Source organism: Hydrosulfovibrio ferrireducens, assembly GCF_046883345.1.
Lineage (GTDB): Bacteria > Desulfobacterota > Desulfobulbia > Desulfobulbales > Desulfurivibrionaceae > Thiovibrio > Thiovibrio ferrireducens.
Window position 1 is genome coordinate 58876 of the sequence record NZ_JALKCW010000018.1, and the last position, 25882, is coordinate 84757.

At 58.3% G+C, this 25882-nt stretch carries 22 protein-coding genes and 1 tRNA gene; 7 read left to right on the forward strand and 16 right to left on the reverse strand.

Going from position 1 to position 25882, the window contains the following annotated elements:
• The first annotated feature begins 8 nt into the window (after nt 1-8).
• Complete coding sequence (locus tag MWR57_RS08795) at nt 9-296, forward strand: HU family DNA-binding protein (protein ID WP_307632554.1); 288 nt, start codon at nt 9-11, stop codon at nt 294-296.
• A 164-nt stretch (nt 297-460) separates the two neighbouring features.
• Here the strand turns inward: MWR57_RS08795 and MWR57_RS08800 are convergent, their stop codons facing one another.
• Nucleotides 461-1069: an L-threonylcarbamoyladenylate synthase gene (locus tag MWR57_RS08800; RefSeq protein WP_423124441.1), complete on the reverse strand. Its 609-nt coding sequence runs from the start codon at nt 1067-1069 to the stop codon at nt 461-463.
• A gap of 128 nt (nt 1070-1197) precedes the next feature.
• Between MWR57_RS08800 and MWR57_RS08805 the strand changes: the two genes are divergently transcribed.
• The 6 genes from MWR57_RS08805 to MWR57_RS08830 all read left to right on the forward strand — a co-directional run bounded on the left by MWR57_RS08805 (nt 1198) and on the right by MWR57_RS08830 (nt 10258).
• A complete protein-coding gene (locus tag MWR57_RS08805) occupies nt 1198-2118 on the forward strand; it encodes a Ppx/GppA phosphatase family protein (protein ID WP_423124442.1) in 921 nt (306 codons plus the stop codon).
• Nucleotides 2119-2310: 192 nt separating this feature from the next.
• Entirely contained in the window at nt 2311-3771 is a 1461-nt protein-coding gene (gene guaB, locus MWR57_RS08810) for an IMP dehydrogenase (protein WP_423124443.1), read from the forward strand.
• 29 nt (nt 3772-3800) lie between these two features.
• On the forward strand, nt 3801-5372 hold the full coding sequence (gene guaA / locus MWR57_RS08815) for a glutamine-hydrolyzing GMP synthase (RefSeq protein WP_423124444.1): 1572 nt from the start codon (nt 3801-3803) through the stop codon (nt 5370-5372).
• A 305-nt stretch (nt 5373-5677) separates the two neighbouring features.
• Nucleotides 5678-6916 carry a GAF domain-containing sensor histidine kinase gene (locus MWR57_RS08820; RefSeq protein WP_423124445.1) on the forward strand — a complete coding sequence of 413 codons (1239 nt, stop codon included), beginning with the start codon at nt 5678-5680 and terminating at the stop codon, nt 6914-6916.
• Nucleotides 6917-6955: 39 nt separating this feature from the next.
• Nucleotides 6956-8119, forward strand: a complete 1164-nt coding sequence (locus tag MWR57_RS08825; protein ID WP_423124446.1) for a tetratricopeptide repeat protein — start codon at nt 6956-6958, stop codon at nt 8117-8119.
• A 45-nt stretch (nt 8120-8164) separates the two neighbouring features.
• Nucleotides 8165-10258 (forward strand): tetratricopeptide repeat protein, encoded by a 2094-nt coding sequence (locus MWR57_RS08830; RefSeq protein ID WP_423124447.1) that lies wholly within the window; start codon nt 8165-8167, stop codon nt 10256-10258.
• Between the two features lie 32 nt (nt 10259-10290).
• On the opposite strand, the gene MWR57_RS08835 is transcribed toward MWR57_RS08830, so the two are convergent.
• From MWR57_RS08835 to fusA, 15 genes are all read right to left on the reverse strand, one after another.
• A tRNA-Arg gene (locus tag MWR57_RS08835) sits at nt 10291-10367 on the reverse strand.
• Between the two features lie 74 nt (nt 10368-10441).
• Complete coding sequence (gene cysS, locus MWR57_RS08840) at nt 10442-12799, reverse strand: cysteine--tRNA ligase (RefSeq protein ID WP_423124448.1); 2358 nt, start codon at nt 12797-12799, stop codon at nt 10442-10444.
• A gap of 213 nt (nt 12800-13012) precedes the next feature.
• A complete protein-coding gene (gene dsrP, locus MWR57_RS08845; RefSeq protein WP_423124449.1) occupies nt 13013-14182 on the reverse strand; it encodes a sulfate reduction electron transfer complex DsrMKJOP subunit DsrP in 1170 nt (389 codons plus the stop codon).
• A gap of 11 nt (nt 14183-14193) precedes the next feature.
• Entirely contained in the window at nt 14194-15018 is an 825-nt protein-coding gene (gene dsrO, locus MWR57_RS08850; RefSeq protein WP_423124450.1) for a sulfate reduction electron transfer complex DsrMKJOP subunit DsrO, read from the reverse strand.
• Between the two features lies 1 nt (nt 15019).
• A complete protein-coding gene (dsrJ, locus tag MWR57_RS08855) occupies nt 15020-15400 on the reverse strand; it encodes a sulfate reduction electron transfer complex DsrMKJOP subunit DsrJ (RefSeq protein WP_423124451.1) in 381 nt (126 codons plus the stop codon).
• Nucleotides 15401-15405: 5 nt separating this feature from the next.
• Nucleotides 15406-17061 (reverse strand): sulfate reduction electron transfer complex DsrMKJOP subunit DsrK, encoded by a 1656-nt coding sequence (dsrK, locus tag MWR57_RS08860; protein WP_479723962.1) that lies wholly within the window; start codon nt 17059-17061, stop codon nt 15406-15408.
• A 5-nt stretch (nt 17062-17066) separates the two neighbouring features.
• A complete protein-coding gene (gene dsrM, locus MWR57_RS08865) occupies nt 17067-18065 on the reverse strand; it encodes a sulfate reduction electron transfer complex DsrMKJOP subunit DsrM (protein WP_423124452.1) in 999 nt (332 codons plus the stop codon).
• A 137-nt stretch (nt 18066-18202) separates the two neighbouring features.
• Nucleotides 18203-18745, reverse strand: coding sequence for an RsbRD N-terminal domain-containing protein (locus MWR57_RS08870; protein ID WP_423124453.1), 543 nt, complete (start codon nt 18743-18745; stop codon nt 18203-18205).
• Nucleotides 18746-18901: 156 nt separating this feature from the next.
• Nucleotides 18902-19321 (reverse strand): hypothetical protein, encoded by a 420-nt coding sequence (locus MWR57_RS08875; protein WP_423124454.1) that lies wholly within the window; start codon nt 19319-19321, stop codon nt 18902-18904.
• Between the two features lie 93 nt (nt 19322-19414).
• Nucleotides 19415-20338 carry an MBL fold metallo-hydrolase gene (locus MWR57_RS08880; RefSeq protein ID WP_423124455.1) on the reverse strand — a complete coding sequence of 308 codons (924 nt, stop codon included), beginning with the start codon at nt 20336-20338 and terminating at the stop codon, nt 19415-19417.
• Nucleotides 20335-21231 carry an HDOD domain-containing protein gene (locus tag MWR57_RS08885; RefSeq protein WP_423124456.1) on the reverse strand — a complete coding sequence of 299 codons (897 nt, stop codon included), beginning with the start codon at nt 21229-21231 and terminating at the stop codon, nt 20335-20337. Before MWR57_RS08885 ends, MWR57_RS08880 begins: the two co-directional genes overlap by 4 nt.
• A 153-nt stretch (nt 21232-21384) precedes the next feature.
• Nucleotides 21385-21582, reverse strand: coding sequence for a hypothetical protein (locus MWR57_RS08890; protein WP_423124457.1), 198 nt, complete (start codon nt 21580-21582; stop codon nt 21385-21387).
• A complete protein-coding gene (gene hisA, locus MWR57_RS08895; RefSeq protein ID WP_423124458.1) occupies nt 21579-22355 on the reverse strand; it encodes a phosphoribosylformimino-5-aminoimidazole carboxamide ribotide isomerase in 777 nt (258 codons plus the stop codon). Before hisA ends, MWR57_RS08890 begins: the two co-directional genes overlap by 4 nt.
• 308 nt (nt 22356-22663) lie before the next feature.
• Nucleotides 22664-23377, reverse strand: a complete 714-nt coding sequence (locus MWR57_RS08900; RefSeq protein ID WP_423124459.1) for a hypothetical protein — start codon at nt 23375-23377, stop codon at nt 22664-22666.
• Between the two features lie 166 nt (nt 23378-23543).
• A complete protein-coding gene (gene fusA, locus MWR57_RS08905; RefSeq protein WP_423124460.1) occupies nt 23544-25619 on the reverse strand; it encodes an elongation factor G in 2076 nt (691 codons plus the stop codon).
• Between the last annotated feature and the right edge of the window lie 263 nt (nt 25620-25882).

The following is a 25882-nucleotide window of genomic DNA, read 5'->3' on the forward strand; positions in this document are numbered from 1 at the left end:
ATGAAACGATGTTGAAACGGGATTTGGTAAATGCGGTGGCCGAAGAGATGGGCGCGTATCTGAAAAAGGATGTGAGCCAGGCCGTTGATATCATGCTGGACACCATAGTGGAGGCCCTGGCCGAGGACCGGCGCGTCGAGATCCGCGGTTTTGGCAGTTTTTCCGTGCGTCAGCGCAAGGCGCGGACCACCAAGAACCCCAGGACCGGCAAGGTCATGAAGATCACCTCCCGCAAGAATCTGCACTTCACCATGAGCAAATCGCTGAAAGACGCTCTGATCCAGAACGGGAAGTAAGCGCGGGTAAGCGCTCACATGGCACCGCATCTGCTTCGCCGCTGCCCTGCTGTCATCGGCCTGCCCGCATACCAAATGTATAGCGAACAGGCCTCTTGGTCGGACACTTCTGCCGACAATTGACACGCGCATCTGCGGCACCCTGTGAGCGCTTAGTTCTGGGATCAAAAATGGCTGGTGTCGCCCTTGCCCTGCCGCAGCACCTCCGGGGTGTCGCCGATCAGGGACACCACCGATGACGGCTCCGGGTATACCGTGCCGCCGTCGATGATGATATCCACCTGGTTGCCGAATCGCTCCTCGATCTCGAAGGCCTCGCAGATGGGCGGATCATCCGGGTTCAGGATGGCGCTGGTGTTGAGCATCGGGTTCCCGAGCGCCTCGATGAGCGCCAGGCAGATACGGTTGTCCGGCACCCTGATCCCCACGGTTTTCTGCCGGCTGAGCATGATTTTGGGCACCAGCTTTGCCGCCTGCAGGATAAAGGTGTAGGGACCGGGCAGATCTTTTTTCATGATCCTGTAGCTCATGTTGGACACATGGCAATAGGTGCTGACGTTTTTGAGGCTTGAGCACATGAAGCTGAAAGGCTGGTGTATCGGCCTCTTTTTTATTTGATGGATCCGCTTGATCGCCTTCTGGTTGAACATGTCGCAGCCGATGCCGTAGACGGTGTCGGTGGGGTAGCAGATCACCGCTCCCTTGCGCAAAGCCTCCGCTGCCTGCTGGATCAGGCGGGGCTGGGGGTTGTCCGGATTGATGGCAAGTATCACGGGGCGATCCTTGTTGCTGGGATGTGGGTTGGCTCACGCTAACCCCTTATGAGTATTGGGATTCTTTCCCCATATTGTACGGCACCCCCCAACAAAAGGCAACAGCGAAGCGGTGACAGCGAAACGGTATGAACATAGCCTGCGGCATTGATATCGGGACCAACAGCTTTCGTCTCCTGGTGGCGGAGGTGGAGGATGGGCGTCTGCGTCCTCTGGCCCACGATCTGGTCACGGTCCGGCTTGGCGAGGGGCTGACCACCACCGGCACGCTTTCCCCCCCGGCCTTGATGCGGGCCGAGGCGGCGCTCTCCCGGTTTGCGGCGCTGATGGCCCCCTACCCTGTTCGCCGCGTCCGGGCTTGCGCCACCCATGCCGTGCGAAAAGCCGCCAATCGAGAAGAGTTTCTCCAGCGGGGCAAGGCCTTGCTCGGGGTGCGGGTCGAGGTGCTTTCCGGCGAAGAGGAGGCCTGTCTTGCCATGCGGGGAACACTTTCCGCCCTGCCTGCCCAACAGCGGCGCTACCCTCTCTTGCTGGCGGATGTGGGCGGAGGCAGCTCCGAGATCATCCTCCAAGCCACGGCGGAGAGCGAGCCCCAGATGAGAAGCCTGCCCTTGGGCGCGGTCGGTTTGACCGAGGAATTCGCTGGCGATCTTCCTGCCATGCGCCAGAAGATCCGGGCGATTCTCGCCCCGGCTCTCCGCGTGATCCTCGGGGGCGAACAGCGCGGGCACGTTTCCCTGTTCATGGCTTCGGGCGGGACAGCGACAGCCCTGGCCGCCCTCGCCTTGGGATTGACGCGGTATGATGCCCAGCGGGTCCAGAATTACCAGTTGAGCCAGGGTGCGTTGCCCCGTCTGGTTGCCGGTCTGGCCGCTCTTTCGCCGGAGGAACGCAATGGTCTGCCCGGCCTGGAAGATGGGCGCGGGGAGATTATCCTGGCCGGAGCGCTGATCCTGCAGGAGTTGCAGCAGGAGTTGGCACAGCCAGTGCTTGTGAGCGATGCCGGGCTGCTGGAGGGTATTCTCCTGAGCGCAGCCTCCGGGGGCTGAGCCCGCAGGCAATGGTCCGGTGGCAGAAGCATTCCTCTGAAAACTCGCCATTGACCTCCGGATTGAAAGTTTTTTATAGTGAACACACCATGTTTTTTTGCCCCCTGTTTTCGGGCTGTTGCTGAGTATTCCAGGTCGCCTTGGCAAGCGAGGCGCATCACCTGTCATAATTTTTCTTGAGGGAGTCCGCTGATGTCACTCCAGACAATCGAACACGCCTATACCTTTGACGACCTGCTCCTGGTGCCTGCCGCATCGGAGGTACTGCCCAACGAGGTGAGCCTGGCCACGATGCTGACCAAGTCCATTACCCTGAATATCCCCCTGGTCAGCGCGGCCATGGACACGGTCACCGAGCACCGGGCCGCCATCACCATGGCCAGGGAAGGCGGAATCGGGATCATCCACAAGAACATGGGCGTGGATGAGCAGGTCCGCGAGGTGCGCAAGGTCAAGAAATCCGAGTCGGGCATGGTCATCGACCCGATCACGGTGAACGACGGCCAGACCGTGCGCGAGGTCAACGAGATCATGCGCACCTACCGGATCTCCGGGGTACCCGTCCTGCAGGGCACCAAGCTGGTGGGCATCGTCACCAACCGCGACCTGCGCTTTGTTTCCGACGAGGATCTGCTGGTCCGGGAGGTCATGACCAGCAAGAACCTGGTGACCGCCAAGGTCGGCATCACTTTGGAGCAATCCAAGGCGCTGCTCCACGAGCACCGGATCGAAAAACTTCTGGTGGTGGACGACGAGGGCAATCTCCAGGGTCTGATCACCATCAAGGATATTGAAAAGGTGCGCAAATACCCCAATGCCGCCAAGGACGACCTTGGCCGGCTGCGAGTGGGCGCGGCCATCGGCGTGAACTCCACCTTGGAGCATGTGGAAAAGTTGATCAGCGTGGGGGTGGATGTGGTGGTGCTCGATTCCGCCCACGGCCATTCCCGGAACATCCTCAATGCCCTGACCCGGATCAAGGACGCCTTTCCCGAGCTGCAGGTCATTGCCGGCAACGTGGCCACGGCGGAAGGGGCCGAGGCCCTGATCCGAGCCGGGGCCGACTGCGTCAAGGTCGGGGTTGGGCCGGGCTCCATCTGCACCACCCGCATCGTGGCCGGAGTCGGAGTGCCGCAGATGACCGCGATCCACAACTGCTCCAAGGCGGCGGAGAAATTCGGGGTGCCGGTGATCGCCGACGGCGGGATCAAATACTCCGGCGAGATCGCCAAGGCCATCGGCATCGGCGCCAGGGTGGTGATGATCGGCAGCCTCTTTGCCGGAACCGATGAATCCCCCGGCGAGACCTTTTTGTACCAGGGGCGAACCTACAAGGGCTACCGGGGCATGGGCTCGCTCGGCGCCATGAAGCAGGGCTCCAGCGACCGCTACTTCCAAGAAGGGGTGGAAAGCCAGGCCAAGTTCGTGCCCGAGGGCATCGAAGGCAAGGTGCCCTACCGGGGGCCGCTCTCCGATATGATTTATCAGCTCATGGGCGGTCTGCGGTCCGGCATGGGCTATCTGGGCGCGGCCACCATCGAGGAGCTGCGCCAGAAGGCGAAGTTTGTCAAGATCACCGCCGCGGGCCTCAAGGAAAGCCATGTCCACGACGTGATCATCACCAAAGAGGCCCCGAATTATCGGTTGGGCTGAACCTCCTGACCCTGCATAAAGGTAAAAAAATGGATATCCACGGCGAAAAGATACTGATTCTTGATTTCGGCTCCCAGTACACCCAGCTCATTGCCCGGCGGGTGCGGGAGGCCGGGGTGTATTGCGAACTGTATCCTTGGGACATGACTTCCGAGGAGATCCGGAATTTCAAACCCAACGGGATCATCCTCTCGGGCGGGCCGCAATCGGTGCATGAGGCCGAGACCCCCCGCGCCGCCGAGGCGGTGTTCACCCTTGGCGTGCCGGTGCTCGGCATCTGCTACGGCCAGCAGACCATGGCGGCCCAGTTGGGCGGCGAGGTGGAGCCTTCCGCTCACCGCGAATACGGCTATGCCCAGGTGCGGGCCCGCAACCACTCCAAGCTGCTGGCCGACATCGAGGACCACGCCAGCCCCGAAGGGTTTGGGCTGCTCGATGTCTGGATGAGCCACGGCGACCGGGTCAACAAGCTGCCCCAAGGCTTCGTGGCCATCTGCGAGACCGACAGCGCCCCCCTGGCCGGCATGGCCGACGAGTCCCGCCGCTTCTATGGTCTGCAGTTTCACCCGGAAGTGACCCACACCCGTCAGGGCAAACGGATCATCGAGCGTTTTGTCCACGACATCTGCGGCTGCGGCCGCCTCTGGACCCCGGACAACATCATCAACGATTCCCTTGCGCAGGTCCGCGCCAAGGTGGGCAGCGACGAGGTGCTGCTGGGGCTTTCCGGCGGCGTTGATTCCTCGGTGGTCGCCGCCCTGCTGCACCGCGCCATCGGCACCCAGCTCACCTGCGTCTTCGTGGACAACGGGCTTCTGCGGTTGGACGAAGGCGAACAGGTGATGGCCACCTTTGCCAAGCACATGGGGGTCAAGGTGATCCGGGTCAACGCTGAGGAGCGGTTTTTGAACAAGCTCACAGGCGTGGAAGACCCGGAGCAGAAACGCAAGATCATCGGCAACACCTTCATCGAGGTCTTCGAGGAGGAGGCGGCCAAGCTCAGCAACGTCAAGTGGCTGGCCCAGGGCACCATCTACCCGGACGTTATCGAGTCGGCCGGGGCAAAAACCGGCAAGGCCAAGGTGATCAAGAGCCATCACAACGTGGGCGGTTTGCCCGAGCATATGAAACTGGGGCTGGTGGAGCCGCTGCGCGAGCTGTTCAAGGACGAGGTGCGCGTCATCGGTGTGGAACTGGGGCTGCCATCGGAGATGGTCTACCGCCATCCCTTCCCAGGCCCTGGCCTCGGAGTGCGCATCCTGGGCGAGGTGCGCAAGGACTACGCCGACACCCTGCGTTTGGCCGACGACATCTTCATCGCGGAGCTGCGTAAGAACGAACTCTACGACAAGGTCTCCCAGGCCTTCACCGTCTTTCTGCCCGTGCGCTCGGTGGGCGTGGTGGGCGACAACCGCCAGTACGCGCATGTCATAGCCTTGCGCGCCGTGGAGACCGTGGATTTCATGACCGCCCGCTGGGCCCATCTGCCCTACGAATTCCTCGACCACGTCACCCGGCGCATCTGCAACGAGGTGCGCGGCGTCTCCCGGGTGGTCTACGATATCACCGGTAAGCCGCCGGGAACCATCGAATGGGAATAACTGTCCAGCAGCACAGCATCTGCTTCGCAGTCTCGCTGTGCTCGCTTAGCTGTCATCGGTCGGCTCATGTGCAGCAGCACACTTCGCCGACCTCTTCCGCGCATCTGCGGCAGCAGCGAAGCGGCGCTGCTGAACAGTTCCTTTCGCAGAGTCTGCCAAGCTAGATGGAATAGTCTCAGTTGCCGCTTTACCACGCCGTTTTTTTTGTGATACCATGGGGGCGGAATGATTTTTTGAGGGGCACCGGATTGTTGCCGACAAATCCTATGGGGAAAGGGGCTGCCGTGAAGGGTGGAGAGAAAAATATGCGGGATCTGGAGCTGGCCAACCGGCTTTTGGACAGTTTTTCCCGGATTGCCGGGGTGATCAATGCGCCCCGCCTTGATTACCCAAGGCGTCTGGGCCGGATTCTTGAGGTTATTCTGGAGTATCTGGGAGTGGAGCAAGGCTCCCTCATGGTGCTTGAGCGCAAGAAATATCTGGTGGTCCGGGCGGCAAGCCGCGCCGAGCTCATCGGGTACGAGCAGACCATTGCAGATGAACGTTCCGTGGCCTCCTGGGTCGCCAGGCACCAGGAGCCTCTGTTTATCAAGGATATTTGCAAAGACAAACGCTTTGGCGGGCAATGCCGCGGCAAATACCGGCGCAATTCCCTGCTCTCCATGCCGATCCTCCATAAGGGCAAGGTGTTGGGCGTCATCAATGTGACCGACAAGATCGGGGACAAGGATCTGCTCAAGGAGGACATCACCCGTCTTTTTGACTTCAGCAGCGTCATCCTCTCCCTGCTTGTCCAGGAAAACCTGCAGCAAGATCTCCGGAGGCAGCAGCGCATTCTCCGGGAGCGCAACAAGGAGCTGCGGCATCAGGAGACCTTGCGGGCCGACCTCTCCCGCATGCTGATCCATGACCTCAAGGGCCCGCTTTCCGAGGTGGTGGCCAATCTCGACATCCTCTCCTACACCGTTTCCGAGGAAAACCGCGAGTTTCTGGAGTCCGCCCAAATGGGGTGCGACCGGGCGGTGCGCATGGTCTCGAACCTGGTGAGCATCGGCAAGATTGAAGACGGCAAGCTCACGCCCATCAAGGAGGTGGTCGCGGTCCGTCCCATGCTGGCCGAATGCCTGTGCAGCATCAAGGGCATGGCCAGGATCAAGGATATTGAACTGATCCTTGAGGCAGACGAGGATTTGCCGCGGATTGCCCTGGACCGGATCCTCATCCTGCGGGTGTTGCAGAACCTGCTCACCAATGCCTTGGGGTATTGCTCGAGCAACACCACCATCCGTTTCGGCTGTCGGCTGGTCCCGGGGAAAAAGCAGCTTGAATTTTATGTGCAGGACCAAGGCCCTGGCATCCCCGCCGCCAAGCACCGCACCATTTTTGAGAAATACGCCAGAATCTCCGACAAGCAGGATGCCCTGGTCGGCACCGGCCTTGGCCTCTATTTCTGCCGTTTGGCCGTGGAGATTCACCGGGGCCGCATCGGAGTCGAGAGCGAACCGGGGAAAGGGTCTCGTTTTTATGTCAGGTTGCCCCTGTAACGGAGAGCTGACGGTTTTCAGCAAAGGGAAAGAAGTCGGATGAAGCTTAAAGCGCCAAAAGACATGGTTTTTCTTGTCGTGGACGACATCGACAACATGCGCCGTTCGGTCAAGGCCATGCTGAAGCTGGTCCATTTCGGCAAGGAGTTTTACGAGGCGGCCAATGGGAGGGATGCCTGGAAGCTTCTGCAGACCGAGAATATCGTCATCGATTTCATCATCTGTGATTACAACATGCCCTATATGTCGGGCACAGAACTGCTGGGGTTGATCCGTTCCACCAAAAAATGGCGCGACATCCCCTTTCTCATGGTCACCGCGGAAGCCAACATGGATATTGTCGCCGAAGCGGCGGAGCATGATGTTGATGCCTACATGACCAAGCCGTTTGTCACCGCGACCCTGGAGCAGAAGGTTATGGAGCTGTTGGGCCAGATCAACAACCCCTCGCCCTTCAACCAGTTGTTGCTCCAGGCGCGCACCCTTGATGAAAAGGGCGATCTTGACGGCGCCATTGCCAAGGCCACGGAGGCGGCCAAGATCAATGACCGCTCCTCCAAGCCCTACCGGGAGTTGGGGCGTCTCTTCGGGAAAAAGGGCGATCTGAAAAAAGCCCAGCTCTGCTTTGAAAAAGCGGTGGAGATCAACCGGCTCGATGTCAGTTCCTACCATGCCCTGGGCCAGATTTACTACCGTCAGGGCAAGATGGAAATGGCCATGGAAAATTTCAACCGGGCCATGGAGATCAGCCCCAGGCATGCGGACCGGGCCATGAATTTCGCCAAGCTGCTCATCAAGAAAAATCAGTTGCCCGAGGCGGAAAAGGTTCTGCGGTTGGTCCTGAAAACAAAGAGCAACGATATCGACTTCAAGGAGGATATTGCCGAGACCTGTATCGGCTGCGGCCTGGGGGATCTGGCGGTCAAATGCTATCGCGAGGTGCTCAAGGCGGACCCGGAGCGTATCTATCTGAATAAAAAAATCGGCATGGCCCTGTTTACCGCGGGCGATGCCAACGAAGCAGTCAAGGTGCTTGAAAAGGCGGCGGAGAAGACCTCCGACGACATCGAGTTGTTCCTGGTCCTGGGCAAGGCCTATTATGCCCTGAAGCAACTGGTTCGGGCCGACCAATGGGTCTCGAAGGTTCTCCGGATCGATCCCGGCCATAAGGAAGCCCGCTCCATCCTGGATAAATGTCTGTGAGCCAGGGTTGGGCGTTCTCCGACAAGAAACAGGCTGATTAATCCAATGGCAGCAGAATTCACCACTGTCCTCGCCCTTCAGGCTCTGAACTACCAGGGCCAGAATATCCTGGGAGAAAACTGGGCGGATTTTCTTTTGGATCTGCGCCAGTCTCTCGCCGTAAAAGGGACGGAAGATCCCGCCAGCACGGAATCCCTGCTCCTTTTCTCCTTCCCGCAGCCGGATGTCGCCTGTATCGCGCTTTTGGAAAATCTGGGCAGGCTGAAAAAGGTGTACGAGTGGAAGGAGAACTTCGGCCCCCTGCCCCTGCACATTGTCCTGCACCTTGAAAAAGAGGGCGAACCGCCCGGCCCGGTGCATGACCCGGCGGCGACCTTCTGGGATCTTCTCCACTACGAGCAGCCCTATGCCACCTCCTCCTTGAAACAGCAGTGGGCCGAGGGCCAGGCCGGGGAAAATTCGTTGTCCCACACCTTTGCCGAGGCTGGCAACAACTTATATCTGCTCTCCTTGTCCATTCCGGAAATTCCCCGGATCGAGATTTTTCCCCATCGCGCGCTTCCCCTTGCCGGCTCCTTTTCGCCCTGTTTCTACTGCGGGATGACCACCCACCGTCCGGCGGACTGCCCTGGAAAGATGCTGACCATGGCCACGCAGGGAATCTCCCTGGCCGGCTATCTGCCTCTTGAAAAGTTGAGCGAACTCTTTGGCAAGGCCATGTCCGCCCAAGAGAAGTTGGCCAATACCATGGCGGCCGGTCTCACCGTGTCCCAGGTCAGGCAGAGCCCCATTCTTCAGGTGTATCTGGCCTATTTTGACCTGAATCTGGTCTATCAGCCCCGGTTTTTGTGGAACATAGCCTTTAACAGCAGTTCCAAATGGGAGGAATTGACCAAGCCGGACATGGTTTCGGTGGACAGTCACAGCCTGCATCTGGGTCTTGATTGTCTGCGGGTGGGCCAGCACGCCCAGGCCGAGGATCTCTTTGTCGAGGAAAGCAGGCGGCCCAAGGGAAAGAATTTTTATGCCACAATCGGCCGCGCCTTTATCGCCCTGGAGCTCGAACGCGACAACGATCTGGAACATTTTCTGGAACATGCCGCGATCATGGCCAACTCGGACAAGGAAAAGATCTATATCGCCCTGTTGCAGTCCAGATACTATGCCCTTCGCAAGGACCACTGGAAGGCGGGTCATGCCCTGGACACTGTTTTCAGTGTGCGCCGTGATCTGTCCGAGGCTCTGTATCGCCAGGTTCAGCTCATGGTTCAGGGCGATATGTTGGAAAAAAGCCTCCGGCAGCTCCGAGCCCTGGTTGTCGATCGCAAAGAGCTGTTCATTGCCGCGCTCATGGATCCGCAACTGCTTGCTGTTGCCGGGCCGGTTGAGGATCTCCTTTCCGTTCGGCTGCAGGTCCAGCGGCAGGAGGCCGAAGAAAACCTGGTGAAGGCGCAGGAGGTGTGTCAGGATCTCCAGACCTGGTTTGCCGAGGAGGCAAGCCCGGCAACCCTGTTTGCCGATCTCTCCGACCTGGAAAAGCAGTTTGCCCAGGGAAGCTACTACGACCTGCTGGAAGTGGCGCATAAGGCACAGGCATTGTTGCGCGCCAGCTACCGCCTCCAGGAAAATACCCTTGACGCCTTGCAAGCCGATATTGCCGGAATGGCGGCCACCTGGGACTCCTTCCGGCGCTACTGGCAGGAGTATCCCTACCAATCTTTTTTCGTGAATTTCCAGGGAATACTCGAGGACGGCAGAAAAAAGCTCAATGAAATAGAAGGGTTGGCCAAGCAGAACATGCATGGCCAACTGTACCAGACTATTCAGGAAAAACTGGTGCAGGTCCGGGAGAGTTGCGACGCTTTGAAGCCGCTTGCCGCGAGGATGGCCTGGGTACGAATTGTCTGTGACGGAGCAAAGCTCTTTGGCCGTAAATTGCTCATCACCGAGATGGCTTTGCTGGGGCTGGGGGCCTTGCTCTTTCCCCTTCTGGCCTTCTGGCTGGGTGGCGACTCCGGCGGGATGATCGAACTGCTCACAAATTCCTGGCTGCAGCGGCAGGCGCTGCTTATTGTCACCCTGTTTGTCGCGCCGCTTTTTGCCTTGGCGCAGACGCTCTGGGAGATGATGGACACCTAGCGGGAGGGCTTTTCAAGCCGATGTGTGCAGTGTGGTGCGCCCGAGAGGATTCGAACCTCTGACCTACGGCTTAGAAGGCCGGTGCTCTATCCGGCTGAGCTACGGGCGCCCATGTGCGACAGATATTAGAACGATCGGGCCAAGAAAGCAATACCGTTTTCACCCGGCATTGTGGGCCGCTGCCTACTCTTGCTTCTCCACCTCTTTCCAGACCGGCCCCTTGGCGGTGTCGACCACTTCGATGCCCTTTTTCGCCAATTCCTGGCGCACCCCGTCCGCCTTGTGCCAATCTTTTTGTTTCCTCGCCTCTTCCCGGTCGCGGATCAGCTTGTCGATCTCCGGGGCCAGGGGACATTCCTCAAGCCGCATGATTCCCAGCACGGAATTGATCCGGCGCAGGGCCTCCAGGATATAATCCTTCTGCTCGCGGTCAAGGAGCCCCTGGCTCAGGATCGGGTTGGTCTTTTTAATAAAATCGAACAGCGCGGCAAAGGCTTTGGAAACATTGAGATCATCGTCCAGGGCTTTGAAAAAGCGGTCCTCCATGTCGGAGAGATAGGCGGCGACCTCGGCGTGGGGCAGCCCCGGCGGCAGGCAGAGCAGCTTGCCGACAAAGCCGTCCAAGCGCCGCAGGTTCTTGCGGGCCGCGTCCAGGCTGCGGAAGGAGAAATTGATCGGCTTGCGGTAATGGGTCCGGATCAGGAAATAGCGCATCTCCCTGCCGGTGTAGCCCTTGTCCAGGACATCGCGCAAGGTGATGAGGTTCCGGTTGTCCGCGGACATCTTCTTGCCATCCACCAGCAGCAGTTCGCTGTGCAGCCAGAAATTGGCCAGGGGCTTGCCGGTGAGCGCCTCGGCGATGGCGTTTTCGTTCTCGTGGTGGGGGAAGAGCAGATCGCGGCCGCTGGTATGGATATCCATGGTTTCCCCGAGCAGGTCAAGGGTCATGGCCGCGCATTCGATATGCCAGCCGGGGCGCATGTTGCCCCACTCGGTCTGAAAAAAGATGCCGCTTTTCAGCTCGCTCAAGGTCGAACGCTTGAGCAGGGTGAAGTCAACCGGGTTTTCCTTTTCATAGTCGTCCAGATCAACGGTTTTCCCCACCTGGATCTTGCTCAGATCCACGCCGGACAGCCTGCCGTATTTAGCGAATTTGGAGATGTCAAAATAGATGGAGCCGTGTTTTTCGTAGGCATACCCCTTGTCCACCAGTTTTTGGGCCAGAGCGATCATGCCCGGGACATGCTCGGAGGCCCGAGGGTATCCGGCGGCTTCGAGCATCTCCAGCGCAGCCATGTCCTGTTTGAAGTCCTGGATATATCTGCCGGTGAATGCGGCGAGGCTCTCTTTATTGTTGCCCGCGCCCTGGATGGTGTTGTCGTCCAGGTCGGTGAAATTCATATAGAATTTCACCTGATACCCTTTCAGCACCAGCACTCGATGCACGAGATCGGCAACCATGAAGCGGCGGCAATGGGCCAGGTGGGCCAGTTCGTGGGCCGTGGGGCCGCAGGCGTAAAAAGTCACGGTATCCGGGACAATGGGCCGAAACACCTCTTTTTTCCGGGAGAGGGTATTGAAAAAACGCAGCTCCGCCTGCTGGGACTCCTCCGTTTCCTGCTTGGTGAAAAGCTCGGTGGACAGATACTTCTCGCCGCCATCGGGGAAGATGGCCACGAGCACGCCTTCCTTCAACTGGGCGGCGCGGGTCAGGGCCGCGGACATGGCGGCGCCGGAGCTCATGCCGGCGAAAATCCCCTCTTTGCGGGCCAGGAGACGAACGGAAGTGAACGCCTCCTCATCCGGGATGTTGATGATCTGGAAGGGGAGTTTTTTGTCAAAGATCCCTGGCGTGTAGGACTCCTTCATGTTCTTGAGCCCTTGCAATTTGTGGCCGAGAAAGGGCTCCACCGCGGTAATGCGCACCTCGGGATGGTGCTCGCTGAAATACCGGCACAGCCCCATGACCGTGCCGGAGGTGCCCAGGGTGGCGACGATATCCGTCACCCTGCCCCCGGTCTGCTCCCAGATCTCCGGGCCGGTTGTCTTGTAGTGGGTCAGCCAGTTGGCCGCATTGTTGAACTGGTCGGTGAGGAAATAGCGATCCGGATACTGGCGGGCCAGGGCATAGGCCTGCTCGATGGCCCCATCGGTGCCGCGTTTGCCGGGGGTGAGCAGGATCTCGGCGCCAAAGGCCTCCATGATCTTGCGCCGTTCGATGGATGCTGATTCCGGCATGATCAACTGGCATTTATAGCCCTTGACCGCGCAGACCATGGCCAGCCCGATGCCGGTGTTGCCGCTGGTCGCCTCCAGCACGATCTTATCCGGGGTCAGTTCGCCCTCGGCCTCGGCGGTTTCAATCATGTTCAGGGCCACCCGGTCCTTGACCGAGCCGCCGGGATTGAAGGCCTCAAGCTTGGCGTAGATCGCCACCTTCTTCAAGGGATTCAACCGTTTGATCGGCACCAGCGGGGTGTTGCCGATCTTGTCGAGGATGGAGTGTGTTGCCGGTTTTTTGGGGGTGTGTGATGGCGTCATGGCAGGGACTCGGTTGTGTGGGTCATCATCCCGAAAAACGGGAAAACAGCAGGGTCAATTTTCAACGATATCGGTAGAATACAACATAACCCCCGGGCAAACCACCCAAATTATCGGCCGCGACGCCCTGAGGTGCTGCCCGAAAGGCATAAAAAAAGGCAAGCCCCGGAAGGAGCTTGCCTTGAATCAACCATGCCGCAGGAAAAAACGGTTTTAGGCTTCCTTTTCCAGCTTGACGCTGATCGCCACCTTGTAGAGGATGGAGAGAATGAAGAAGCCCGTGGCCCAGATGGCGGCGGTGATGCCGAGTTCCTGGACGCTGGGAACATACTCGGTTACGTACTCAAGCGGGCTGGGGACAAAGCCGCCGAGAACCAAGCCGAGGCCCTTGTCGATCCAGAAGGCGATGAAGATGAGGAGGCAGGAAATCACCAGCAGCCCATCGGATTGCTTGGCCCTGGAAACAAAGATCAACGCGATGCCGGCCAGACCCATGATCACCGAGGCGCGCATGAAGGGAACCAGATTGTTGTATACCTGGTCGCCATGGCCAAGGCCCCAGAAGAGGTAGTCCAGGGTATGCATGTGGCCGGGGATCTGGCTGTAATAGGCAACAAAAAATTCACAGCCCAGGAAGAAAAAGTTGAGCATGGCGGCATAGCCGATGATGGTCACCAGCTTGTCCTGCGCCTCGCGGCCCACGTCGAACTTGGTGGTCTTCTTGAGGATCATGGCGATGACCATCAGCAGGGCCGGCCCGGCGGCAAAGGCCGAGGCGAGAAAACGCGGAGCGAGAATGGCGGTGAGCCAGAAATGGCGGCCCGGCAGACCGCAGTACAAAAAGGCGGTAACGGTGTGGATGCTGATCGCCCAGGGGATGGAGAGGTAGATAAAGGGCTTGATCCACTTGGGATATTTGACCCCCTTGTATTCGGACTGCAATACCACCCAGCCGCAGAGGATGTTGAGGAACAGATAGCCGTTCAAGACGATCATATCCCAGAACAGCATGGAGTTGGGGGTGGGATGGAGCAGAACGTTCATGGCCCGCATGGGCTGGCCCAGGTCGGCGATGATGAACATCAGGCACATGGCGATGGCGGCAATGGCCATGAACTCGCCGAGGATGACGATGCGGCCGAAGGCCTTGTAGTTATGGATGTAATACGGCAGCACCAGCATCAGGCCGCCTGCGGCCACACCGACCAGAAAGGTGAACTGGGAGATGTACACCCCCCAAGTCACATCCCGGCTCATGCCGGTGATGCCAAGGCCGTAGTTGAATTGCTGGACATAGCAGAGACCGCCCACACCCATTATGGAGAGCAGGAAGAGCATCCATACCCAGTACCCCGTGCTTCCTTTAAATGCTTTTTCAATCATGATCTTTCACCTCAAATAATATAGAAGAGGGATGGATGTGTCCCTATTGCAGGATTCCGCTGGATGGTAAAGGATGTCTTCAGCACCTGACTGATCTCGGAGTTGGGATCATTCATGTCGCCGAAGACAAGGGCCTTGGTTTGGGCTGCGACTTCAACACAGGCCGGAATCTGGCCGATGGCCAGCCGCTCGGTGCAGAAATTGCATTTTTCCACAACCCCGCGCATCCGGGTGGGGTATTTGGGGTTTTCCGCCTTGATAAAGGGCTGGCCATTGGCATCCTTGCCCCGGGGGTCGCGCCAATTGAAGCTCCGGGCGCCATAGGGGCAGGCCGCCATGCAGAACCGGCAGCCGATGCAGCGGTGGTAGTCCATGCCCACGATGCCGTCTTTTTTCTTATAGGTGGCCTTGGTGGGGCAGGCCCGGACGCAGGGCGGGTTGTCGCAGTGGTTGCACAGGGTCAGGATGGGCATGTCCTTGAGCGCATCCGGCCGTTTGTACTGGCTCTCCGTCGGAAAGGTGTGCTCATAGGATTCGATCCAGATCCACTTGACCTCATCCTTCCTGTTCCCGAAATCCGGCACATTGTGGATGGTGTGGCAGGCAGAGACGCATTGTTCCGCCAGCCCGGGATTTTCGGTGAATTTCTTGACATCAATGACCATGCCATAGCGCTTGCCGGTTGGGGCCGCGGCCCCATGCCCGCCTGCGGCGGCTTGCCCGGCGGAGGCGATGGCCTCGCCTTTGAGCAGGGTATTAAAAGCCGAGGGTGCGGCAATGCCGGCAATGGCGGTGAGCCCGGCAATTTTCAAAAAATCTCTTCTTTTGCTGTCCATGTTACATCGCCTCCTTCGGCTGGAGATGACAATCCCAACAATACGGTTTCACGGAGGTATAGTTGTGGCACGCGTCACAGAACTTCTTCTTGTCGCTGTGACATTTCATGCAGCCATTCTGCAGGCTCCGTACATATTCGGTGCCGTTGGGGGTTTTCCCGGTGCGGGCGCCGCCTTCACGCAGGATGTCATCGCGCCACTGGTTGAGCAGCACCATGTGCGAGGTGCGCATCTCCTGAGTCGGCGCAACACACTCCGTGTAGTCCTTTGGTTTTTCAGGCTTGGGCATTTTGCTCGCTTCCCCGGATTTATACCAGATCGGGGATGTCATGAGGCCCAAGAACAGTATCAACGCAGGTATGATTCTTCCTTTCCCGTACATGGCTATCAGCCCTCCATTCCTGCAAGTGGCTCAAAACGGAGACCCGTTTCACGCTCTTTTTCTCCCTCCATGACCAGGGCGTTGCCGACCAGTTCGGACACGCCGCAGACCTCCACATCGGGATTCCAGTAGTTGTTCAGGCTCGTCAAGGTGGCGCGGTCGATGGCGCAGACACAGGAGAGCATATTGACCTCATGCTTCTCGCGCACATATTTGACCGCGTTGGCCCTCGGCAACCCTGCCCGCATTCTCAGCTCCATGATCTCATCGGTGTTCAAACCGGTGCCGCTGCCGCAGCAGAAGGTTGATTCACGGATGGTGTTTTCCGGCATCTCATGGAAATTATTGCACACATTCTTCAAGACATACCGCGGCTCCTCGAGCAAGCCCATGGCGCGAGCCGGGTTGCAGGAGTCATGGTAGGTTGCGATCCGGTGATCATTGCGCTTCGGGTCAAGCTTCAGCTTGCCGTGCTTGATCAGGTCGGCGGTGAACTCGCTGATATGGACCATCTTGGTGGAGGCCGCGTTGTCGAAGCGGGTTCCGGTGATCGGCGAGGTGGGCACTTGCAGGAAGTCGGCCGGGCCGTTCATGGTGTCCATGTACTGATGGAGCACCCGCCACATGTGGCCGCATTCGCCGCCGAGGATCCACTTGACTCCCAGACGCTTGGCTTCGGCGTACATCTTGCCGTTGAGCTTCTTCATCATTTCGTTGTTGGTGAAGAGGCCGAAGTTGCCGCCCTCCGAAGCATAGGTGGACCAGGTGTAGTCCAGGCCGATGTGGTGGAAGAGCAGCAGGTAGCCCATGGCCGTGTAGATGCCGGGCTCGGCGAAGACATCCGCGGACGGGGTGATGAACAGCACTTCGGCGCCCTTGCGGTTGAAGGTCGGCTCGACGCGGATACCGGTGATTTCCTCGATATCGTCGCAGAGATACACGATGTTGTCTTTAAAGGTGTGGGGCTGGAGCCCCATGTGGTTGCCGGTGCGGTTGGAGTTGGCTGCCGGCTCCATGATCCAGTTGATATTCACGCCCACCAGATGCAGCAGTTCGCGGCCGAGCATGGTTATTTCGGCGGTATCGATACCGTAGGGGCAGAACACCGAGCAACGGCGGCACTCGGTGCATTGGTAGTAGTACATGAACCATTCCTTCAGCACCCCGAAGGTCATGGGCCGGCCACCGGCCATTTTGCCCAGGATCTTGCCGCCCAGGGTGAAGTCGTTGCGGTATACGGAACGCAGAAGCTCGGCCCGGAGAACCGGCATGTTCTTGGGATCGCCGGTGCCCAGGAAGAAGTGGCACTTATCCGCGCAGGCGCCGCAACGGACACAGCAATCCATGAAGATTTTCAAGGAACGGAATTTATCGAGACGCTCCTTCAGGCCATTGAGAATGATCTTTTCCCAGCCCTCGGGCAGGTTCCAGTCGTCGCTCTCAGGATCCCAGTCGCGCGGTTGACCAAACAGCCCAGGATGGCTGGGGAAGGTCTTTTGCGTGTGGTATTCAATGATTTCCTTTTTTGCGGGGTAGGCATAGTTCCCAGGTTTGAATGTGGCCGGGACATCCCACCAATCATTTTTCGGAACAGCCCCTGTCATGAGGGATGGACCCTTCGCAACGCTTACACCGAGTTTGTCTGCTTTTATGATCGCCATTGTTCTTATTCCTTCTCAACGGGTATTCCGCCTTCCTTCATGAACTCCCTGAACTCGTCCTCGTATCCAGCGTAGGAGTGCGGCTTGATGTTGGGGTCATTCCACGGATTGATGTGCCGGACCATCCGGCTGTTGTTGATCATGTTCCGGGTGGGGCTCATGAAGACACCGGCCATGTGCATCAGCTTGCTGAAGGGAAAGTAGATCAGCAGGGCGCAGACCAGGAAGACATGGATGAAAAAGATCGGGCTGATCTGCCCGGCGGCAATGGCCGGAGCAAAGGTGGTCAGGCCGTGGGTCAACTGTTTGATCGCCACCACATCGGCCCGAAAGACATAGCGCATCAGGATGCCGGTGACGGCGATGCCGAAGATCAGGAACAGGGGGAAGTAATCGGCGGGCAGCGAGATGTAGCGGATGTTGGAAAGCATCACCCTGCGGAGGAACAAAAAGGCGATGGCGCCGAGGAAGATGGCGTCGGTCTGGTAGAATACCGGGGCGCCGATCTGCAAAAAGCCGTCGCCGAACTCAAGGGCGGCGACAAAGCCGGGGACCGGGTCTATAAACAGCCGCATATGGCGGAGCACGATGACCAGGAAACAGTAGTGGAACAGCAGGGCGAACAGCCAGAGAAACTTGCTGGAGCCGTAGACCAGCTTGGGGCCCTCATGCATCTCCGCCTTGGTGTTGCGGAACAGGGAGCGGAACAGAAAGACCTCCAGGATCATTCTGGCGATGACTCCGAGTTTGGTGGAGGGGCAGTCGATCTTGTTCTGCTTGATCCAGGGCAGGGAGTTGGCCTGGCCACAGGTGGTCGGAATCCGGAAGGGAACGGGAGATTTGGCCCATTGCATTACGCGATAGGCAAACCCTCCCAAGAAGAGGGCAAAGGCGAGATAGGGCAAGACGATCCCCATCAAAGCCTGCCCACCCGGCACCTGGGCGGCCACCAGGCCAACCGCGATAAGCGCCAACACTGCGATGAATGGATTCAGGATTCTCATGTACTGTTACCTCGCATCATGTTTAGGAGCCGTTACGGAATAACCCGGGTTGTTAACCTGCTGTTTTAGGCTATTCCGTTACGGCTCTTTATGCCGGCCTTGCCAGGAAAGCGGCAAGGCAGTTTGTGTTACAACGCTTACACGTTAATGGTTTTCAGCTCCGCCTTGGGGGCCATTTCGTCCATCAGCTTCGAAGGGCAACCGGAGTCCGTGGTGATGTGATTTCCACTTTTAATCTCCGCGATCCGGGTTTGATAGAGCCTTTCCCGGCTGGCGACATACAGGTCGAACATGGTGTAGGCCAGGATGTCGGCCTTTTCTTCAAAGGCATGCCAGCCTTCAAGGTCGGCGACATTGTCCTTCCTGCAGAAATCCTTTACGACCCTCTTCAAGATGTATGCCATGGAAACCGCTTCGGAAGGATTAAATGTCTGCACCGCCCGGATCCGGACCATCTGATCAAGGCAGGCGACGATCCCTTCCGGCTCGTTTTTTTCGAAGAGCAGGGCATACACCGCCCACAGGCTGCTCTTCACCGCATACCCCACCGGGTTGGCAAACTGGTCCTTCTCTTTTTTAAAGAACCGGGAACCATCCTCCGGGTAGGTGGTCAGAACCTGATCGACCCAACTGTCCAGAATCTCGCCTTTTCGGTCGACAAGCAGCTCTGCAAGCAACATCCTTCACCTCGCGATTTCCCTATTTTGTAGGGGGAAACACCTACATCCTGAATGACCATTCAGAATATGAAAGGCATTGGTAGCATGTTTCAATCCAGATTTCAACAAGAAAAACATCAGGAGAATTGGAGAAGAATATAAGGAGAATTGGGCGGATTACGAGATGGTGTCGAGGAGAATACCGGCTTCCTGCTGGAGATTTTTCAGGAGCATCGGCAGGTCGTTTAAGTCGATGGCCACGTCGCCGATAATGGCGCATTGCTCATTACCGGTGCAGTCATAGACATCAAGGGAATAGCCGTTTTGGTTCTTGATGAGCACGAGATGGATGAGGATGTTCTGGTTTTCAAGATGGGTGTTGACCTGTTGCACCAGATGCCGCACCGAGGCTTCCTCGGGCGTGGGCGAATCGTTCCTCTGGCCGCGGCGGTCTTCGCGGTTGCGCTGCCAGTCCCGGGTGAAGGCGCCGATCCGCGCCACAGCGGAAAGGTTGTCGATGGGTTCGACCTTTTTTTCCCTGCGATACGGATCGATCCGTATGGGGCGTGGAAATTTGATCTCTTCGGAAATAACCATTGTTTCCCCCTGCGGTGGTTGTTTCCTTGTTGTGCGGTATTGCTTCTCCTTGTTGTTTCGTCACAATACCCATCGACATTTTCGCCTGGTCCCTTAAATTTCTCTTTCCGTTCCTTCCGTGGCAAAGAAAATTTCCGTCCCGCCCTCCCCTGCCCGGACGCAATATTTTTCCGACAGGGTGTCGATCTGGTCATCGGTGCGCACCGGATCGTGGTGGAACAGGGCCAGGGATTTTACCCCGGCGCGCGTGGCCGCGGCAACGGCATGTTCGAATGAGGAGTGGCCCCAGCCAACGAATTTGGCCAGATATTCCTCCTGGGTGTACTGGGTATCGTGCACCAGGAGGTCCACTCCGGAAAAAAACTGCTCTAAAATCCCATTCTGTTCCTGGGCCACCATTTCGCCCTCGGCGGCCATGCCTTCGTCATAGGAAGGGTCTTCGGGATCCGTGCAGAAAACATTGCGGAACGGTTCGGTGTCATAGGCCGTGCAAAAGGTCTTCCCCTGGTAGGCAAAGCGGTAGCCCAGGCAGAGGAGGGGGTGGTTGAGGTATTTCGCGGTCACGGTAATGCCGTCGCCCAGATCGAGCTTTCCTTCCTTGAGATCGATATACTCGATCTGAGCGGCAAGTTCGGCCTGGCGAACCGGGAAATACCGGTAGGTGAGCTGGCCGCCCACGATCTTTTCCAGGGTGTCGCCCTCAAAGCTGACCGGGCCGTGGACCCTGAGGGTGCTGCCCGGCACATAGATGGGCGTGAAGAAGGGAAACCCCATGATGTGGTCCCAGTGGGTGTGGGTCAGAAAGATATCCGTGTTGATCGGGCCATTCTTGAAATCGTTGGCCATCATGAAGTTGCCCAGCTCCCGGATGCCGGAACCGGCGTCGATGATGATGAGCCGGTTGATGTCCGGGAAGCGCAGTTCGATGCAGGCGGTGTTTCCGCCATACTTCATGGTTTTGGGCCCGGGACAGGGGATGGAGCCCCGGACCCCCCAGAATTTGATCTTCATGCTCATGCTGCCTCCCGGGCGATCTGGAGAAAAACCTGGGCCTTTTCGATTTCCTGTTCCACAACCGCGTGCAGGCTTGAAAGGTCATGCCATTTCAGGCCGACCTGGAGGAGCAGCTCGTCGACCCTGGAGGTGTCCGGGAAACGGTCCCCGGCTGAGCCGACGTCAAAGAGATTGGCGTAGGCATTGGCAAGGGCCACCACGCTGATCAACTGGCGGTTGTTTGGGGAGGCATTTTCCGGGGAGTGGTGGAAGCGGAGCAGTTCGGTGAGTGCCTGACTGAGCTGCCATTTGTCGGCGATCATCTTCCCTGCGTGGCCATGATCAAAGCCCAGCATTATCTCCTCGGCCTTGGGCAAGGAGCCCTGTTCAATGGTGGACAACTCCAGGGCCTGGCGGTATTCCTCGGCAAAACAGTTGTTCAGCGGAATTTTCCCCAGATCGTGGAGGAGCCCTGCAACAAAGAATTCTTCCTGCATCATGCCGGGGATTTTCTTGAGTCCGGCCAGAGCCTTGGCCAGCACCCCGACGCAGAGGGAGTGGGTCCAGAAGGCATCCATGGACAGCGAGCGAAACGAGTCTTGCCGGCCCATGCTGCCCAGCACCGCGGTGCTCAAGGCCAGGTTTTTCACGGTGTTGATCCCGAGCATGATGATCGCCCGGGTGAGGGAACTGATCTGATTGGGCAGCGAATAATAGGCCGAGTTGATGAGCTTGAGCACCTGTCCGGTCAAGACCGGGTCCAGGGCGATGACCCGGTTCAAATCGTTGGCCGAGGTGCTGGGGCGATTGCACACCTCCAGAACCTTGGTCACCGTGGTGGAGAGGCTCGGCATCCGCTCGATATATTTCTGGATCAGCGCGAAGCGCTGTTCATTGGTCAGGGGAACCCCGGGCATCGGCGGACCTATTCTCGTCGTTTGGGAGCCGTCATAAAACAATCATCGCTGTGTGCACTGCTGCCGTCGGGTTCGTCGGGATGGAAATATTTTTTGTTATAACGGCCTAGCCCATAGTAGCTGAGGCTGACCCTGTGGTCAAGGAGGGGTTGCTCAACAGCCGTGCTTTATCAGAAAATCGCGGACCATCTCGTTCATGATCTCCAGCCTGGATCTGTCGGTTTCATGGACAATGATCCAGGTGCAGCGTTGAAAGGCGCGGAAAAGGTCGCGGTCCACCTGGAGGGTGAGGAGTTCGGTTTCCCCGCCGGCGTCGGCGGTCGGGTGCGGGGAGGCGGTGTCCTGGGTCATGCTTGGTATTCTTCCCGTCGGTTAAAGGCCACGGCCTCGGCATAGGTAATGCCGGTGCCGCCGAAGATGTCCAGAGCGCTGCCGATGGTGGCGTCCAGGCGATTCAGCCCCAGCTCCTTGACCCGGTAGAGATCGGCAAGATTCTTCACCCCGCCGGCATAGGTGGTGGGGATGGGGCTGAAGCGGCCGAGCAGCGCGGTGAGTTCTTCTTCGATGCCTCCGCATTTGCCCTCCACGTCAACGGCGTGGATCAGGAATTCAGCGCAGTGGCTGGCGAAATACGCAAGGGATTGTTCGGAAACCGTTACCCGGGTGAACTTCTGCCAGCGGTCGGTAACGATATAGTAGGCATCCCCTTTTTTCCGGCAGCTCAGGTCAAGGACCAGCCGGTCCTTGCCCACCCTCCGGACCAGTTCGGCAAGGCGGTCCTCATGCACCACCCCGTCCTTGAACACCGCCGAGGTGACAATCACCGCGCTGGCCCCCTGATCCAGCCAATACGCGGCGTTGTCCGCCGTGATTCCGCCGCCCACCTGCAATCCTTGGGGAAAGGCTTGCAGGGCCTCGGCCGCGGCCGTTTCGTTGCCTTGCCCCAGCATGATCACATGGCCGCCGAACAGCCCGTCGTGCTTGTACATGGCGGCATAGTGGGAGGCGGGCAGATCCGAGGCGAAGTTGGTGGTCAGGCTCCCCTGCTCGCCGTCGGAGAGCGTGGAGCCGACAATCTGTTTTACCCTGCCATGGTGGAGGTCGATGCACGGTCTGAATTTCATGGGCTAATCGTCTGTCCTTGAAAAAGAGGCTATTTTTCTGGCAAGAGTAGCCTTTTCTCCGGCAAAAGGTCAATAGTGATGAACTCGCCAAAAGCGAAAAAGGGTGCTGGTTCGTACAGCAGGGAAGCGAACCTGGGCGACTCCGAAATTAAAGGGGTGCGAAGCAATACCCGTCGGTGGTCGCTGGTGTTCCCTGCTGTAATCGCGGTTTGTCGAAGTCTGCGCGGACCTGCGATTTCAACAATAAAAAAAGGTGGACAGCTTGCGCCGTCCACCTTGTGTTGCATCGTTTTTTTTACCGCAAAAGCTTATTTGCAGTTTTCTCTGATCATGAAGCTTTTGGTGTCAAGCTTGAGGAGCTTGCCGCATTTGCTGACCGCTGCCGATCCCTTGAGGATCTTCAGGTCGATGCAGTCGCTTTGCGATACCGGCTGAAGCAGGACAATGGTATTGAAAAGATCTTCCAGCCCTTTGCAGGGGGAAGGAATCCCGGTTGCGCACTGGCAATCGGCCTCCTCGTCGCACACGGCGGAAAACCAGATCTGCAGGTTCATGGCCGAGGCCATATCCCGCATTCCTTCCAGCACCGCGCGGTCGGTTTTGGCAAAATCAAAGCCGTCAACCACCATGCAGCTCGGCTTGATGACGTTCTGCTGCATCAGGTCGTGCAGCCGCTCTTCCAATTTGGCCCGGCTGAACTTGGACTCGTTGAAGGTGATGATCATGCGGTTATGCATGATCGAATCATGGATTTCCCCAGCGTTCTCAAGCTTGCAGAACTCGGCGATATCCTTGAACATGTCGTCGTACCAGAGCTTGGTCTTGTCCAAGCTCTGGCCAACGCTGACGTGGACCACCTGCTTGTCGTTCAACAGGGAGTCCAGGGCGATCTGCACCAGCAGCGCGGTTTTGCCCACGCCGGCCCGCGCCATGACCAACCCCATCCTGCTGGATTCCTTGGCGTCGCTTTCACCCTTCAGGTGGCGGATGGGATTCTTTTCAATCAGCTCTTGTTTCAGCATGGCGGTATCCTATTTTTTGTAATTATTCAGCTTGACGCCGACATTGAACAAAATCCAGAAAGTAACTGTTCAGCAGTGGTGCAGATGCGCGAAAGAGGTCGATTCGCTATACTCCAGTATGCGAACCGACCGATGACAAAGCAGATGCGGTGCTGCTGGGCAGTTACTATTTTTTGTCTTTTTTCTGGGCCTTGGCGATCAACTCTTCGGCAACGCTCTTGGGCACCGGACGGTAGGTGGCAAATTCCATGGTAAACTCCGCCTTGCCCTGGGTCAAGGAGCGAAGATCGGTTGAGTAGCCGAACATCTCGGAAAGCGGCACCTCGGCCTCGATGACCGTGTAGGCGTCTTCTTCGTTGGTGCCGATGATCATGCCGCGCCGTTGGTTCAGGCTGCCCATGATCGAGCCCTGGAACTCGGTGGGGCCCTCGACCGCGACCTTCATGATCGGTTCCATGATCACCGGCTTGGCCTTGGCGTATGCCTCCTTGAAGCCGCCCATGGCAGCAAGCTGGAAGGCGATATCCGAGGAGTCCACGGCATGGGAGGCGCCGTCGTTGATGGCGCAGCGCACGCCGGTGACATGGGCGCCCACGAGTGAGCCTTTTTCCAGGCATTTCTGGAAACCCTTGTCGCAGGAGGGGATGTATTCCCGGGGCACTGAGCCGCCGACGATCTGGTCGACAAATTCGTATTCGCCCTCTTCCAGGGGCTCGATGTAGCCGGCCACCCGGCCGAACTGACCGGAGCCGCCGGTCTGCTTCTTGTGGGTGTAGTTGAAGTCGGCCCGCTGGGTGATGGTCTCGCGGTAGGCGACCTGGGGCGCGCCCACGGTTACCTCGGCCTTGTATTCGCGCTTCATCCGCTCGACGTAGACGTCGAGATGCAGCTCGCCCATGCCGGAGATGATGGTTTCCATGGTCTCGGCGTCCACATAGGTCTTGAAGGTGGGGTCTTCCTTGGTGAAGCGGTTCAGGGCCTTGGACATGTTGTCCTGGGCCTTGTTGTCCACCGGGGTGATGGAGAGGGAGATAACCGGCTCCGGCACATGCATGGAGCTCATGGAGAAGTTGTAGTCGCCGCGGGTGAAGGTGTCGCCGGAGGCGCAGTCGATGCCGAACAGGGCCACGATGTCGCCGGAGCCGGACTCCTCGATCTCCTCCATCTCGTCGGAATGCATCCGGACCAGACGGCCGACCTTGGCCTTCTTGCCGGTGCGGACATTGACGATGGAGTCGCCTTTTTTCAGGGTGCCCTGGTAGGTGCGCACGTAGGTGAGCTGTCCGTACCGGCCGTCCTCAAGTTTGAAGGCCAGGGCCAGCAGGGGGTCGGTCGGCAGGTTGGAGACCTTGACCTCGGCCTCGTCGTGATCCAGATCCAGGGCGAAGTTGTCAACATCGGTGGGGCACGGCAGGTAGTCGTTGACCGCGTCGAGCAGAAGCTGCACGCCTTTGTTCTTGTAGGCGGAGCCCATCATGACCGGGCTGAATTCCAGGGAGAGCGTGCCCTTGCGAATGGCAGCCATGATCATCTCCTCGGTGGGGGTGCCTTCGAGCACGGCCTCCATCAATTCGTCGGAGAACATGGAAACCGCGTCCAGCAGCTCTTCGCGCTTGGCGTCGCATTCATCCTTGTACTGGGCGGGAATCTCTTCCACCCGGATCTTGTCGCCGTTTTCGCCGTCGAAATACACGGCCTTCATCTTGACCAGATCGATGAGTCCCTGCATGTCGCCCTCAAGGCCCATGGGCACCTGAATGGGCACCGCGTTGAGGCCCAGCTTCTCGCGAAGCTGCTTGATGACCTTGTCCGGGTTGGCGCCGGTGCGGTCGCATTTGTTGATGAAGGCGACGCGGGGAACCCGGTAGCGGGTCATCTGCCGGTTAACCGTGATGGACTGCGACTGGACGCCGCCCACGGAGCAGAGGATCAGCACCGCGCCGTCGAGTACGCGCAGGGCCCGTTCAACCTCGATGGTGAAATCCACATGGCCGGGGGTGTCGATGATGTTGATGGAATGGTCCTTCCAGTCGCAGTAGGTGGCGGCGGAACAGATGGTGATGCCCCGTTCCCGCTCCAGCTCCATGGAGTCCATCTTGGCGCCGACGCCGTCCTTGCCGCGCACTTCATGGATGGCATGAATACGCTGGGTATAAAAAAGGATGCGCTCGGTCAGGGTGGTTTTGCCTGAGTCGATATGGGCGCTGATTCCAATATTGCGGACTTTCGAAAGGTCTTTCATGGTAAGTCTTCCACTCCATTTATGCAGTTGCGCGGTTACGCCTGGCGCCGGTCAAGGCACCATACCTTGGGAAACCGGCATTAAAAAAAACGGCCCGTTTCGCGTTTCGAGGGCCGAATGAACAGTCTTTTTCAGAACAGGCACTTTTACCCCCAAGCCCGGTTGCTGTCAAGGGAAAAATCCGGCGCATTCGCACGCAGTTACTTGTGGCGGCAAGGGGGAAATTGGGGGCGATGGGATAAGATAAATGTGCAGTGGGAATG